Annotated in this window: 9 protein-coding genes and 3 rRNA genes (1 of these 12 running past the window's edge); 6 read left to right on the top strand and 6 right to left on the bottom strand. The window is 58.7% G+C overall.

Going from position 1 to position 14,201, the window contains the following annotated elements:
- The first annotated feature begins 108 nt into the window (after window positions 1–108).
- Window positions 109–447 (top strand): hypothetical protein, encoded by a 339-nt coding sequence (locus AC3IUE_RS00640; protein WP_056745772.1) that lies wholly within the window; start codon window positions 109–111, stop codon window positions 445–447.
- A 139-nt stretch (window positions 448–586) separates the two neighbouring features.
- Here AC3IUE_RS00640 and lapD read toward each other — a convergent pair whose 3' ends face one another.
- Complete coding sequence (lapD, locus tag AC3IUE_RS00635; protein ID WP_489264948.1) at window positions 587–2,533, bottom strand: cyclic di-GMP receptor LapD; 1,947 nt, start codon at window positions 2,531–2,533, stop codon at window positions 587–589.
- A gap of 14 nt (window positions 2,534–2,547) precedes the next feature.
- The gene (gene lapG / locus AC3IUE_RS00630) at window positions 2,548–3,240 is read right to left on the bottom strand and encodes a cysteine protease LapG (RefSeq protein ID WP_462000385.1); all 693 of its coding nucleotides are present in this window, start codon (window positions 3,238–3,240) and stop codon (window positions 2,548–2,550) included.
- Between the two features lie 231 nt (window positions 3,241–3,471).
- Between lapG and AC3IUE_RS00625 the strand changes: the two genes are divergently transcribed.
- The 5 genes from AC3IUE_RS00625 to AC3IUE_RS00605 all read left to right on the top strand — a co-directional run bounded on the left by AC3IUE_RS00625 (window position 3,472) and on the right by AC3IUE_RS00605 (window position 10,491).
- Window positions 3,472–4,182: a GntR family transcriptional regulator gene (locus AC3IUE_RS00625; RefSeq protein ID WP_489264946.1), complete on the top strand. Its 711-nt coding sequence runs from the start codon at window positions 3,472–3,474 to the stop codon at window positions 4,180–4,182.
- Window positions 4,183–4,859: 677 nt separating this feature from the next.
- On the top strand, window positions 4,860–5,636 hold the full coding sequence (locus AC3IUE_RS00620) for a DUF3050 domain-containing protein (protein WP_056745782.1): 777 nt from the start codon (window positions 4,860–4,862) through the stop codon (window positions 5,634–5,636).
- Window positions 5,633–6,562: a diiron oxygenase gene (locus tag AC3IUE_RS00615; protein ID WP_489264943.1), complete on the top strand. Its 930-nt coding sequence runs from the start codon at window positions 5,633–5,635 to the stop codon at window positions 6,560–6,562. Before AC3IUE_RS00620 ends, AC3IUE_RS00615 begins: the two co-directional genes overlap by 4 nt.
- Before the next feature lie 13 nt (window positions 6,563–6,575).
- Entirely contained in the window at window positions 6,576–9,992 is a 3,417-nt protein-coding gene (locus AC3IUE_RS00610) for an amino acid adenylation domain-containing protein (RefSeq protein WP_489264941.1), read from the top strand.
- A 31-nt stretch (window positions 9,993–10,023) separates the two neighbouring features.
- Entirely contained in the window at window positions 10,024–10,491 is a 468-nt protein-coding gene (locus AC3IUE_RS00605; protein WP_489264939.1) for an SRPBCC family protein, read from the top strand.
- Window positions 10,492–10,548: 57 nt separating this feature from the next.
- Here the strand turns inward: AC3IUE_RS00605 and AC3IUE_RS00600 are convergent, their stop codons facing one another.
- The 4 genes from AC3IUE_RS00600 to AC3IUE_RS00585 form a co-directional block, all read right to left on the bottom strand.
- Entirely contained in the window at window positions 10,549–12,429 is a 1,881-nt protein-coding gene (locus tag AC3IUE_RS00600) for a methyl-accepting chemotaxis protein (RefSeq protein WP_489264937.1), read from the bottom strand.
- 633 nt (window positions 12,430–13,062) lie between these two features.
- Window positions 13,063–13,178 (bottom strand): 5S ribosomal RNA (rrf, locus tag AC3IUE_RS00595).
- A 106-nt stretch (window positions 13,179–13,284) separates the two neighbouring features.
- Window positions 13,285–13,400 (bottom strand): 5S ribosomal RNA (rrf, locus tag AC3IUE_RS00590).
- A 168-nt stretch (window positions 13,401–13,568) separates the two neighbouring features.
- A 23S ribosomal RNA gene (locus AC3IUE_RS00585) occupies window positions 13,569–14,201 on the bottom strand; it runs 2,259 nt beyond the window's last position.

The following is a 14,201-nucleotide window of genomic DNA, read 5'->3' as shown; positions in this document are numbered from 1 at the left end:
TTTGCGCCCAACACCCCGGTGACGATTTCGTCGCCGCACCGCATACTCGCGTCCAGTTGGCCTATGCTGCTGACAGCATGACGCTGGTCCATTTCCGAGGGATGTTCAATGTTCTACGTGCAACGCGATGCGCAAGGTCAGTTAGTGCGCGTGGAAGCCGCGGCCTACGCCGAGGCCACGGAAACACTGCCGGCCGACCACCATGAAATCCAGGCCTGGTATGCCAATGAAGTAGTGGAAACCAGCCTCAAACAGCTCAAGCAGAGCGACCTGGAAATGATCCGGGTACTCGACGACTTGATCCAGGTGCTGACCAGCAAAGGCGTGATCCGAGTCACCGACCTGCCGCCGGCCGCACAAGCCAAGCTGATGGACCGGACCCAGGCCCGTGAGGCGTTGGGCGGGTTGAGTCAATTGATCGATGATGATGAGACGGGGTTGATCTAACGCCCCGTCATTGTTGTTGTCTGTACTGACGCCTTCGCGAGCAGGCTCGCTCCCACATTGGATTTCAGTCGTTCACATAGGCTGTGTTCACTGAAGATCAACTGTGGGAGCGAGCCTGCTCGCGAAGGCGGCATCAGCCTCACCGCCAAGGCTTCGGCTCACCAAACAACTGCCCCTGAACCCCATACAACCCCATCTCACGAATAACCATCAACTCTCCTTCCGTCTCGACCCGCTCGGCAATCAACGGCAAGTCGATGCTGTGCGCCGCCCGCTGAATCGCCTCGATGAACAGGCGCTTGTCGCTCTCCTGATCAATCGCCCGGATGTAACTGCCGTCGATCTTCAGATACGCCAACCCAAGCCGCGCCAGGTTGCCGATCATGCTGAAGCGCCCGCCAAAGCGTTGCAGGCTCAGGGAGAACCCGAGTTCGTGCAGACGTCGCGTCAGCTCTTCCAGCATGGCTTGCTCCGGCAACTGCTCCTCACCGATTTCCAGGGTCAATCGCTCCCCAAGATCCGAATGCTGACGCAGGATGTCGAAGACTTTATTCAATGCCTGCGGATCGGCCAGCGTCGCTGAAGACAGGTTCAGCGCCAGCGACTCTTTATGGTCGGCCATCTGCTCAAGTACCAGCTCCAACATCAGCCGATCAAGCCGCGCGGTCCAGCCAAAGCGCTCGAGCCACGGCAGGAAGCGCCCGGCGGGAATGGTCTGGCCCTCGTCGTCGATCAAACGCGACAGCACCTTGTAATGCAGCACCAACTGCGTGTCCTGGGCAGCCACCACCGGCTGGAAATACAGCTCGAAACGCTGCTGGCTCAACGCCTGTTCCAGTAAGTTGTGCCAGGCATGATGGTCGTCGCCGACGCTGGCCGACGCGCTGTGATCCAGGCAGACCCAGCTCGAATCGCCTTGGCCTTCCGCCTGAGCCAACGCCTGATCGCCCAGCCCGAGCACCGCTTGCGGGGAGTCGCCATACACAAACGGCGCCAGCCCGATCGAGGCCACCGAGGCCACGTCGGTGGCGCCCGTCGCGTGCAGGCTCGCCAAGGCACTGTCGAGGTTCTGCGCCAGTTGCAGCGCTTCCTCGCGCACCAACCCCGGCGCCAGCACGGCGAACTCACCGCCGCGAATCCGCGTCACGAGGTTCAGGGTTTCCGGGTATTTGGCGCACTCTCGGGACAACTGCTCGCCCACCGCTTTCAATAACTGGTCAGTGCGTTGACCGCCCAACCGCTGGTTCAACCCGGCCAGGTCCCTGACCCGTAATAGCAGCAGATAGCCGGAACTCGCCTGCTCCGGATTGCTCACTCGGGCGTTCAGTTGCATCTCGAAATAACGACGGTTGGCCAGCCCTGTCAGGTTGTCCTGATAGGACTCGGCACGCAGTTTTTCACTGCGCTCGGCCTGTTCCTGGAACAGCGCTTTAAGCTTCTCGACCATCTGGTTCATGGCCTGCACGACACGTCGCAGTTCAGGTGTGCGCGGCAGTTGCGGCAGGCTGAGGAATTCGCGGCGAGCGATGGCGTGGGATTGCTTGACCATGTAATCCAGCGGCTTCAGTTGCCGGCGCAACAACAGCGCACCCAACACCGCGCTCACCGCACCGCAGATCAGCAACCAGCCAAGACTGCCCAGCGCGCTCTGCCAAAGTTTGGCCAACGCGAACATCGGGTGGCTGACCACCTCGACCCGCGCCGCCTGCTCCCAGCCACGGCTGACGAGGGCATCACCGCCGGCCGCTTCCAACCCGATCATTTTGACGAACCAGTCCGGCACGTTGTTCACCGCTGGAATGCCGCTGCGCTCGACGATGGTCTGATCGCTCTTGAGGTCGACCACGCGGATGCTCGCGTAATAACCGCTGTCGAAGATCGAACTGACCAGCAACTCGACCATCGCCGGGTCGTCGATATTCGGCGTCAGGGACAGCGCCAATGCCGTCGCGGCATCCTGGGCGTGGGAGCGCAACTGGTTGACGTATTGGGTGCGCGAGCTTTCCAGGCTGACCACGAAGCTACCGGTGAAGGCAATCACCAGGAACAGACAGATAGCGATCAACAGCTGTTTGAACAAGGACATCTGAGCGCGTGCTCCTAGTTAGTCGTCTCGACCGGGAAACCTTCGGCCTGCATTTTCTTCAACACATCCTGCCAACGAGACAGGCGTTTGGTGTCACCGACTTTCTTGTTGCCTTTGGCGCCCGGCAGCCACAACCCTTCGGCATTGAAAGAGTAGACCGGCAGCAAATCGGTTCGCTGGCTGGCCGGTTTGATCGCATCGATCAGGCTGTCGAGTACCAGCGGCATGGCTTCGGGGCTTGAGTAGTAGGTCAACACCATGTGCGCCCGATTCAGGCGCAAGGCCTTGACGTAGGTGATGCGCAGCTTGTCACTGGCGACGCCGAGATGACGCAGGCTGAAATACTTGGCGATCGCGTAATCTTCGCAATCGCCGGCGCCCTTCCACAGGGCCTCGATGGGTGTTTCCCAATAATCGACCTCGTGCCACAGGTCGATGTCTTCCTCGTAACGCATCTGCTTGTTGAAGAACTGGTTGACCACTTTAAGCTGTTCGAGCTCGCCAACTTGCTTTTGCGTGGCCAATAAGTGCTGCCAGGCGTCAATGCGTGGCTGCCCTTCGCCCAATGGCCCGTACAATGCCTGCGCGCGACGGCTGATCAGCGAAAAATCCCAATCGGCATGCAGCCCGCCCAGCATAACGCCGGCCAGCAGCAACGCGCAGCACAGCCAGCGCAAAGTCCGAGGGATCGCGAAACGTACCGCCAATGCGAGGCATCCAGGTCAGGCAGGTGGAAAGCGGTCGATGGTGCAGGTTAGCCCGATAAAAGACAATGGCACGGTGAGATCACTGCTGGCGCGCTAAACTTTGTATGGCAGGTGTCATTAAAAACATCGCGGCCACGTCAGGGCGAGCTTTTGTCCGTTTGACAACCTGTCAGGCAGTCACTAGTGTCCCCTTGGATCCAAATTCATTTCAGTCAAACAGGGTGCGTAGTTGTGACACAGAAGCCCAATCCTCTGAACAGCATCAAGGTCAACGGGCCGATTCCCGCTCATCTGGCACGCTCGGTGATCGAAGAAACCCTGCGTTCGGCCATTCTCGACGGTCGCATACCCTGCGGCACCGCCCTGCGTCAGCAAGATTTGGCCGATCTTTTCGGTGTCAGCCGCATGCCGGTGCGCGAAGCCTTGCGCCAGCTCGAAGCCCAGGCCCTGCTCAACGTCATCGCCCATAAAGGCGCCGTGGTCGCACCGCTGGTTCAGGGTGATGCCGTGGAAACCTACGCGCTGCGGATCCTGCTGGAATCCGAAGCGTTGCGCCTGTCGATCCCGTTACTGGTCAATGAGGATCTCGAACAGGCTGCCCGCTACATCGACGAACTGGAAACGCAAAACAACTACACCGAAATCGGCCGGCTCAATCGGCTTTTCCACATGGCGCTGTACTGCAAGGCGCCAAACCAACGGCTATTGAGGCTGGTGGAAGACGGGCTGAACGAAGAGGAGCGTTTCCTGCGCTTCAACCTGGAAGCCATGGGCCTGGGCAAACTGTCCCAGGAAGACCACCGGGCGCTGTTGCTGGCCGTCGAAGACCGAGACGTCGAGCGCGCGGTGAAGTTGCTCGAGCAACACCTCAACCGGGGCGTCGAGGTCATCACACGCTACCTCAACAGCCCCGAAGCGCTGAACAAGAAAACCTCCAAGTAAACCGCGCCGGCAAGCCTGAGCGAGCAGATCGAACTGCTCGTTCCCGCTTGCCGCGCTGTGCTGCGCCCCTCTCCAAAGCCCTGCCCTCGATTGACCCCTCTCAAGACCAACAATGACTCCGAGTCGATGACACGCCGGTGATAGCGGCTGTCGTGATTTACGCTCACTCTTGGGTTGCCAACAAACAATGAACGGGCGACGCACCGCACGAGCGGAGCAGTCCCCGCACCAAGAACCTACGGAAGGAGTCTTGCCACGGGAAAGGAAGAACCGGCGTTGATCCCAGCCAACTTCCGCCCCCTCAATTCACCTCAACGATTCAGTTAGAAAGTTACTTCGAGTGAGGCATTCACTCTTCATTTTAATTCTGACTTATATAAGCCGGAAGGAGTAACTACATCCAAATAAAACTCAATTGAAAAGTTTTATTGGAACTTATCGTGCGTCAGAAAGTTAAACTTTCAAATAATATAAAAATAACTTGCCCGACACTTTATTCATGTATTAGTTTTTCTCCGCCGCCTTGAATACTGGCGCCAGGCCGTCTCTTAACGACGTATTTCAACTTACCCATATCAATTCGGTTGAGGCCTCCGCTCGCCAGCAGAAAGCTTTAACTAACGATCGCTTATTCATTAAAACCCAACGGTATATCCAATTCACTTATAGGCTCGCCCATGAAATCGACTAAAGACCGCCTCAACCAGAAGAAAGCAGAACTTAGCGCTCACCCGATCTTTTCTGAAATCAACTCACTGTCGGTATTGCAACGCTTCATGGAAACCCATGTGTTTGCGGTATGGGATTTCATGTCACTGACCAAACGCCTGCAACAGGAACTGACCTGCGTCCAGCTGCCCTGGCTGCCACCGCGAGATCCGCAGGCAGCGCGTTTGATCAACGAGATCGTGCTGGGCGAAGAGTCCGATGATCGTCCGGCTCACGGTCACTACAGCCATTTCGAGTTGTACCTGGATGCCATGCGCGAAGTTGGCGCCAGCACGGCGGTGGTCGAACGCTTCGTCGCGCTGCAAAAAGAAGGCGTGAGTTACGACGTGGCACTGCAAAGCGTGGACGTCGATCCGGCGGCAGCGCAGTTCGTGCGCAACACGTTGCACACCGCGCTGCATGCGCCGGGGCACAGCGTTGCGGCGGCATTTCTGCATGGTCGCGAGAGCGTCATCCCGCAGATGTTCCAGCGAATTCTTGATGACTGGGGTATCGGCATCGAACAGGCGCCGACCTTCCGTTACTACCTCGAACGGCACATCGAAGTCGACTCCGAAGACCACGGCCCCGCCGCTGAAAAACTCCTCGCCCGGCTGGTCAATGGCGACCCGCAGCGCGAAGAAGACGTTTACGCCAGTGCCATCGCCGCCGTGGAAAGTCGCATCGCGCTGTGGGATGGCCTGCGCCTGAGCATGACCGAACCGGTTGCCGAGGTGAACGCATGAACGCCGCCGACTACCAATCCTTCGCCGATGCCTGGGAAAGCCGCGCGACCATCCGTACCCGCCCCCGGCGGGTGCTGGAGAACGACGACAAGCTCATCTACCCGTTGAGCCGCCAACCGTTGGTGCTGAGCGAAACCTTCCTGCGCGAATGCCCGGAGCAACGCGACTTTGCGCTGGTGCAGACGCTCTACAAATTCATCAATGACGTGGTGATTTTCGAAACCGAAATCGTCGACAAGACCGCCCGCAGCATCGCCAAGAATCGCTTCGCCGTGGCCTTCCCGTTCGCCTGCCGCTACGACGCCATGACCGTGGTGGTGGACGAGGATTACCACGCACTCGTGGCGATGGATTTCATGCAACAGACCGTCGCCATGACTGGCATCACGCCCATCGAACTGCCGGATGAAATCGAACTCAGCCGAGCCATTCCAGCAGCCGTGGCGCTCGCGCCGGAACACCTGCGCAGCGCCGTGGAATTGATCTGCGTGGCCATCGCCGAGAACACCGTGACCGGCGATGTCGCCGCGTTCGCCAAGGACGACACGGTCAAGCAGTCGATCAAGGGCCTGATGGCCGATCACTTGCTCGACGAGGGCCGCCACTCCGGGTTCTGGGCGCGGCTGGTGCGCATCTACTGGCACACCGCGAGCGAAGACGACCGCCGATGCATCGCGCATATCCTGCCGGTGTTCATCGGCCATTACCTGACCAACGACATCCAGAAGTCGTTCGACTTCCGGCTGATCGAATCCTTGCAGATCAGCGACGCCGCACGCCAGGCCCTCAAGAGCGAAGTGTCGGGGCTGGCCTTCCCGATCAATCGCCATCACCCGCTGGTCGCCAACATCGTGCGGTTTTTCCGCAGCAGTTCGCTGCTCGATTCGCCGTGCGTGCAAGACGCCCTCAGCGATTACCTGGTTTAACGAGGAGCCCATCATGAGACGTCTCGACATTCTGCTCATTGGACAAAGCCAGGCCCTGACCGACCTGGCGCTGGAACTTGAACAACACGGTCATTCTCTGGTGCGCCTGACAGCCGTCGACGAGCAGCCGTTGGGTAACGCTGATTTGCTGATCGACGACGCCAGCCTGCCTGTTCAAGACGTCGGCGATACGCCGCGACTGACGCTGCAGCTGGGTATCGGTGTGCCTGGGGTTTCTGGCCTGCCACCGCTGGACGTGCTGTGCACGTACGGGTCGACGTTGTTCACTCGCGTGCCGATCACCGATGAACCTTCGGGCAATGGCCAGGCATTGCGCCTGCGGGCAGTGGCAGAACTGGTCGATCACGTGGCGCTGCTGGTCAGCCGTTTCTCTCGCGATTCCGACTATTTTCTGCTGGCTGAGCCTGTTGCTCCCGCTCACTTCGAGCACGTGGAAAACCTGCTCTATTTGGAGAACCTCGCGTTTTTCCATCGGCTCAATCTCACGGCGGCACCCGCGCTGCTGGCGCTCAGCCAAATCCCGATGATCGAGCGCCTTGAGCAGCGCTTCATCCAGTGTGCCGAGCGACCCGCGCTGAACATTGCCGGGGCATCCCTGAGCTATCGGCATTTGCACGCCCACAGCCGCGCCATCCAGCAGCGTTTGCAGCCGTTGCTCGCTCAGCGTCACGGGCCGTTGGTGATCGGGATCTGTCTGCCAAAATGCAGCGCGTTGTATGCGGGGATTCTCGCGATTCTTGGCAGTGGCGCGGTGTACCTGCCGCTGGAACCAAGCCATCCCTTGCAACGTCAGCAGTACATTCTGGAAAACGCCGGAGCAGTGTTTTTGCTGCATGACGGTGAGCATCCGCTCGCGGCGCAAATGCCGGGACTCGACATCAGCCGCATCGACATCGGTGACGTGGATCTCGATCAACCCTTGATGCGCCAACGACCCGATCCAGACGCGCCGTGCATGGCGCTCTACACCTCGGGCACCACCGGCCATCCCAAAGGCGTGTTGCTCAGCCAGGCCAACCTCGCGCACTTCACCGCGTGGTACGCCGACTATGTGCAGCTGACCGAACAGAGCCGGGTGCTGCAGTTTTCGTCGTTGAGTTTCGACTCGTCGCTGATCGATATCTTCCCGACCCTGCTCCAGGGCGCCGAACTGATCGTGCCCGGCGACGATCAGCGCCGCGATCCGTTGCAACTGGTCGAGCTGATCCGCCATCAACAACTGAGCCATGCCTTTTTGCCGCCGGCGTTGCTGAGCATCCTGCCGCTGGATCAATTGCAATGCCTCGATCACGTGATGACCGGCGGCGATGTCTGCGAACCCTACGTCATCGAGCAGCTCACCCGTCAGGGCAACCTCTACAACCTCTATGGCCCGACCGAAGCGACGGTGTTGATCACCGCGCGGCAACTGCGCACCGGCGACAGCAACCGCACCCTCGGCGCGCCTATCGCCAACAGTCAGGTGCTGATTCTCGATGAGGATTTTCAACCGGTGGCCGAACAGACTGTCGGTGAGTTGTACATCGTCGGGCCGGGCGTGTGCCTGGGCTACTTGAACAACCCGCAGCAGACTGCCGAACGTTATCTGAACCTGAGCCTGCCGAATGGCCAGAGCCTGCGCGCCTACCGCACTGGCGACATGGCGAAGTGGACCCGCGACGGCATCGAGCTGTGCGGACGGCGCGACAACCAGGTGAAGATTCGCGGCTTTCGGGTCGAGCCGGAAGAGATCGAACGCTGCCTGCGTGACAGTCAGTTGTACCGCCAGGTAGCGGTGGTCATCGACAGCCAGCGCCGGATTCTGGCCTTCCTCGCGCAGCCTCAGGAGGACCAACCCGGTACCGCTCGGGAAGCACTGAAAGCTCACGCGACACAGTTTCTGCCGGATTACATGCAGCCCACAGCGTGGACCGAACTGCCGAACATGCCGTTCGCCAGCAACGGCAAGGTCGACCGCAAGGCGCTGCTGGCGATGCCCGTGAATGTCTCCGAAAACACGCTGCGGCGCTTGCCCGTCAGTGCCGATGAGGCGCTGTTGCTGGAGATCTGGGCCGAGCTGCTGGAGCTGCCGGCCAGCGATATTTCCACCGACGAAAGTTTCTTCAACCTGGGCGGTCACTCGATCCTGCTGTCGCGCATGCTGTTGCGTTTGCGTGAAGAGTTCGGTCGCAGCATCTCGATCAACCGCTTCATCGAACTGCCGACCATCGCCAAGTTGGCGACCTTGGTGCGCGGCTCCGGCACCGAAGAGGTATTGAGCGAAAAAGCCTTGGCCGATGCCTTCCGTGAACTGGATATCCAGCCGTTGCCAGTCAACCGCATGGGTGATGTGCACAAGGTGATCGTTACCGGCGCCAACAGCTTTGTCGGCGTGCACATCGTCGAAGCATTGCTCGCCTGGGGCGCGAGCGAAGTCGCCTGCCTGGTTCGCGACGGCGGTGGGCAATCGGCGGCCGAGCGGTTTGCCCATGCACTGCGAGAAAACCGTCTGGAGCATCTGGACCTGAGTCGGGTGCGGGTTTATGCGGCGGACATTACGCGTCCGTCATTGGGGCTCGAAGCGGATGTTTACGAGCGACTGGATCGGCAGTTCGGCGCGTTGGTGCACAACGCCGCCAACGTCAATCACGTACTCGATTACGAGTCGCTGGCGCGGGACAACGTCGAGCCGATTTTCGAGTGCCTTCGGTTGTGCGAAGGGCGCAGCAAGAAGATCTTCAACTTCGTCTCGACGCTCTCGGCTTCCAGCACGATTGCCGCCGATGGACGGGTGCTGGAATTGCCCGCCGCGCAGACCCCGCCGATCTACATCAAGAACGGCTACAACCTGTCCAAATGGGTCGGTGAACGGATCCTCGAACGCGCTCGCGAACGTGGCGTACGGGTCAATCTTTATCGCCCCGGCAACATCAGTTTCAACAGCCTCACCGGTGTCTGCCAGCCTCACAAAAATCGCTTGATGCTGATGCTCAAAGGCTCGATCCAGCTCGGCCAGGTGCCGGAATTCGCGCTGAATTTCGACCTGATGCCGGTGGACTTTCTAGCCCGCTTCATCGCCTTCCATGCCAGCCGTTATTCAGCCGAAAAAGCGGTGTTCAACCTGCACAACCCCGAGCCTCTGAGCTGGGACAACTACGTCGCGTCATTCCGTGAGGCGGGTCGGGAGTTTTCCATGGTCAGCGTCGCCGACTGGCAGCAGCAACTGGGCCGGGTCGACAGCGATAACGCGTTGTTCGGCGTGCTTGGTTTCTACCTCAACGGCTTCGAGGAAGACATCGGCGACATCTCAATGATCGGCCACGCCAACGCCCAGGCGGGCGTGCGGCAGATGGGCGCGCATTACCCGGAAAAATCTCCGGCGCTGCTGCGTCGCGGCTGCGACTACCTGAAAGAAATCAACTTCATCTGATTCAACCCAACCCCAAGAATGGAGCAAGACCATGAGCACTCTGCAACCCGATACCCTGATCAAGAATCCTCAAGGCTGCCACGTGGTGTCCTCGGTGGAAGTGCCGGCCGATGCCAAGAAGGTCTGGGCGGTGGTCGGTAACTTTGCCGGCTTCGATCAATTCATTCCGGCGCTGTCGCACATCGAGATGACCGGTGAAGGCGTGTCGTCCCTGCGCAAGAAATTCTTCAAGGACGGCAACCTCGTGGTCGAGCAACTCAACTCCCGGGATGACCAGGCGCTGAACATGACCTGGACCACGATTTACAACACCTTGGGCGTGGCCAATTTGTGGGCGGCGATGAGTGTCGAACCGCTGGGTGCGGGCCAATCCCGAGCAACCTGGACCATCATCGCCGAACCCGCACAGGGCGGCGCCGAGGCATTGTCGGGGTTCAAGGATTTCGTGCAGGGCTTTGCCGATGACTCGATGAACAATGTGCTGAAGCTGTTTGCGTAAGGCATGAAAAAGCCCGCGGTGGATAACTCCACCGCGGGCTTCTTTTACATCGTTTGATCAGATCTTGAAGCTATCGACCAACTGCTTCAATCGGTTCGCCTGCAGGGATAACGCATCGCAATCCTTCAACGTTTCATTGAGGTTGGCCACGCTCTGCTGGTTCAGCAGGTTGATCTGGTTAACGTCGACGTTGAGGGTTTCCACGACCGCCGTCTGCTCTTCAGTCGCCGCGGCCACCGACTGGTTCATGCCATCGATTTCGCCGATGCGCTGGGTCACGCTGACCAGACGCAGACCGGCCTGGTTCGCCACTTCGACGCTCTGTTCGCTGGAGACCTGACTGGCATTCATGGTGGTCACCGCTTCACGAGAACCGATCTGCAGCGAGGTGATCATTTTGTGGATCTCTTCCGCCGATTCCTGAGTACGGTGAGCGAGGTTACGCACCTCGTCCGCCACCACCGCAAAACCACGACCGGCTTCACCGGCGCGGGCCGCTTCGATGGCCGCGTTGAGTGCGAGCAAGTTGGTCTGCTGGGAGATGCCTTTGATCACATCCAGAATGTGCCCGATGTTGTCGGTGCTGGCATTCAGGGTTTCGATCTGCGTGCAGGACAGGCTGATTTTCTGCGACAACTCGGTCATCGCCAGAATGGTTTTCTCCACCACCTGACGACCGTCATCGGCCTGCTCGCTCGCGCCGCTGGCGTGTTGGGAAGCATCGGCGGCGTTGCGGGCGATTTCCTGGGTGGCGGCGCCCAACTGGTTGATCGCCGCGGCCACACTGTTGGTGCGGGCGCTTTGCTCGTCGGAACCGACGATCGAGGCGTTGGACGAAGCCATCACCCGCTGCGACAGGTCGTGAACCTGGCGGGTGGCCGACGACACTTCGGAAATCGACGCGTGAATTCGCTCCACGAACTGATTGAACGAACTGCCCAGCTCACCGAACTCGTCTTTGCTTTCCACAGCCAGACGTCGGGTCAGGTCGCCCTCGCCCTGAGCGATGTCCTGCATAGCACGGCTCATGGTGGTCAGTGGACGCATCAGCACGTTGATCAGCAGGCTCAGCAGTACTGCAATAGCCGTCACGGCGATGAACATCGCGATCAGCGCAGAAGTACGGAACTGGCTGAGGGGTGCGTAGGCCTTGTCCTTGTCGATCGACAGACCGATGTACCACTCGGCATTCGGCAAACCACTGACCGGAGTAAACGAAAGGATGCGGTCCTGCTTGTTCAGGGTGACTTCCTGATTGCCCTTCTCGATGCGCACCCCGGCGTTCGGGTAGATGTCCTTCAGGTTTTTCATCACTTGGTCTTTGTCCGGGCTGACGATTACCTGACCGTCGGCGCTGACCAGGAATGCGTGGCCGATACCACCGAAATCCACCGAGTTAATGATCTTCACCAGCGTTTCCAGGCTCAGGTCACCACCGACCACGCCGAGCAACTCGCCGTTCTTTTTCACCGGCAGGGCGATGGTCACCACCAGGCCACCGACGGCAGCCATGTAAGGCGGGGTCAGCATGGTCTTGTCGGCAGCCACAGCCTGTTTGTACCAGGGACGCTGACGCGGATCGTAACCGTCAGGCATCTTCGCGTCCGGGCGCTGAGTAAACACGCCGTTGGCCTGGCCCACGTAGGTGAACTGGAAGTTCGAGGTCAGGGCCGGTTGACTGACCAGCCCCGGGAGGTCGGCATTGGCACCTTGATGGGCGACGTTTTGCGCGAGGTTTTCCAGTACCAGCACACGGCCGCTCATCCAGTTCTGCACGCTGCTGGCGGTCAGATCGCCGGCCTGCTGGACGCTCGATTCAAGGTTTTGACGGATGGTGTTTCGCTGCAGATAGTCGTTGTACAAAGTGAACAACGCAAAAGCCAGCACCACGACGCCGGAGGCGGCCAGAAGGATTTTATGGCTGAATTTGAGATTCATTTCATGGGACTTCTTATGCAAAAAGTGGGGATGCGTTCCGGGTTGCAACATTCCAAGTAACAGCGCAGGCAGGGCTCTGGGGCCGCTCTACTTTGGTGCACGCATGTCTCATCAGGCTGTCGGCACAAACCGGAGAAAACTTAGGCGTTTGTACGAAATGGTCGGTATTCGTATCAGATACCCGCCGAACGGCGTGCCAGAGCGCCTGATCAGCCCCTTTGTGATGACGGTTGTTCGTGCGGCAGTTACAAATTCCCCGCGCCTTTCTGTGAAGGATTGCCTGTGGTCTGGTGATCGACCATTAGCGCTGTGAAAAAACGAACGCGCCCGCCTGGAATCATCGCCCATTTACCCGAGTCCAAAACTCGGAATGTCGAAGCGCGGGAATTAGTGCTTGAGTTGCTGGAAAGCGCCGAGCAAATGGGTTTGTCTCTGCGTTCAGTGGAGCGCTACGCGGCCGACGCGCGGTATCGCTGATGCCTGTAGATAACCTGTCGCTGAAACGGCGCGGTGAACCGCATCAGCAGGTGCTGCATCTCGCCCATTTACAGCTGATTGCCCTTTTGAGCGTTTAGCGAACCCAGAACGACAAAACCCCTACCTGCATACGCAGATAGGGGTTTCGGAATTTAATCTTGACGATGACCTACTCTCACATGGGGAAACCCCACACTACCATCGGCGATGCATCGTTTCACTGCTGAGTTCGGGATGGGATCAGGTGGTTCCAATGCTCTATGGTCGTCAAGAAATTCTGTGACCAGCCCGTTACAGCGTAACGTGCCAGCAAAACTGGTGACTTCTACTAAAACAAAACCCCTACCTGCATACGCAGATAGGGGTTTCGGAATTTAATCTTGACGATGACCTACTCTCACATGGGGAAACCCCACACTACCATCGGCGATGCATCGTTTCACTGCTGAGTTCGGGATGGGATCAGGTGGTTCCAATGCTCTATGGTCGTCAAGAAATTCGGGTACTGAGTCGTGACCTGTTGGTCTCGCTTCAGCAAATTGGGTATGTGACAGCAGGTGTTTGGTGAGTATCTCGAACTTTCGGTTCGTTTCGTCTTCACACACCGCAATCTGGTCTCTTTCGTCTTTTCAACTAGGAGCATCAAATTGCTTGGGTGTTATATGGTCAAGCCTCACGGGCAATTAGTATTGGTTAGCTCAACGCCTCACAGCGCTTACACACCCAACCTATCAACGTCGTAGTCTTCGACGGCCCTTCAGGGGACTCAAGGTCCCAGTGAGATCTCATCTTGAGGCTAGTTTCCCGCTTAGATGCTTTCAGCGGTTATCTATTCCGAACATAGCTACCCGGCAATGCCACTGGCGTGACAACCGGAACACCAGAGGTTCGTCCACTCCGGTCCTCTCGTACTAGGAGCAGCCCCTCTCAAATCTCAAACGTCCACGGCAGATAGGGACCGAACTGTCTCACGACGTTCTAAACCCAGCTCGCGTACCACTTTAAATGGCGAACAGCCATACCCTTGGGACCGGCTTCAGCCCCAGGATGTGATGAGCCGACATCGAGGTGCCAAACACCGCCGTCGATATGAACTCTTGGGCGGTATCAGCCTGTTATCCCCGGAGTACCTTTTATCCGTTGAGCGATGGCCCTTCCATACAGAACCACCGGATCACTAAGACCTACTTTCGTACCTGCTCGACGTGTCTGTCTCGCAGTCAAGCGCGCTTTTGCCTTTATACTCTACGACCGATTTCCGACCGGTCTGAGCGCACCTTCGTACTCCTCCGTTA

The sequence above is a fragment of the Pseudomonas sp. GL_093 genome (assembly GCF_057837605.1).
The sequence above is the reverse complement of the archived record's forward strand: the minus strand, read 5'-3'. Positions and strand labels throughout refer to the sequence as shown.

Coding starts and splice junctions, on each gene's coding strand:
- AC3IUE_RS00640 (WP_056745772.1), top strand. CDS start 109: ATGTTCTACGTGCAACGCGATGCGCAAGGTCAGTTAGTGCGCGTGGAA.
- lapD (WP_489264948.1), bottom strand. CDS start 2,533: ATGTCCTTGTTCAAACAGCTGTTGATCGCTATCTGTCTGTTCCTGGTG.
- AC3IUE_RS00620 (WP_056745782.1), top strand. CDS start 4,860: ATGAAATCGACTAAAGACCGCCTCAACCAGAAGAAAGCAGAACTTAGC.
- AC3IUE_RS00615 (WP_489264943.1), top strand. CDS start 5,633: ATGAACGCCGCCGACTACCAATCCTTCGCCGATGCCTGGGAAAGCCGC.
- AC3IUE_RS00610 (WP_489264941.1), top strand. CDS start 6,576: ATGAGACGTCTCGACATTCTGCTCATTGGACAAAGCCAGGCCCTGACC.
- AC3IUE_RS00605 (WP_489264939.1), top strand. CDS start 10,024: ATGAGCACTCTGCAACCCGATACCCTGATCAAGAATCCTCAAGGCTGC.
- AC3IUE_RS00600 (WP_489264937.1), bottom strand. CDS start 12,429: ATGAATCTCAAATTCAGCCATAAAATCCTTCTGGCCGCCTCCGGCGTC.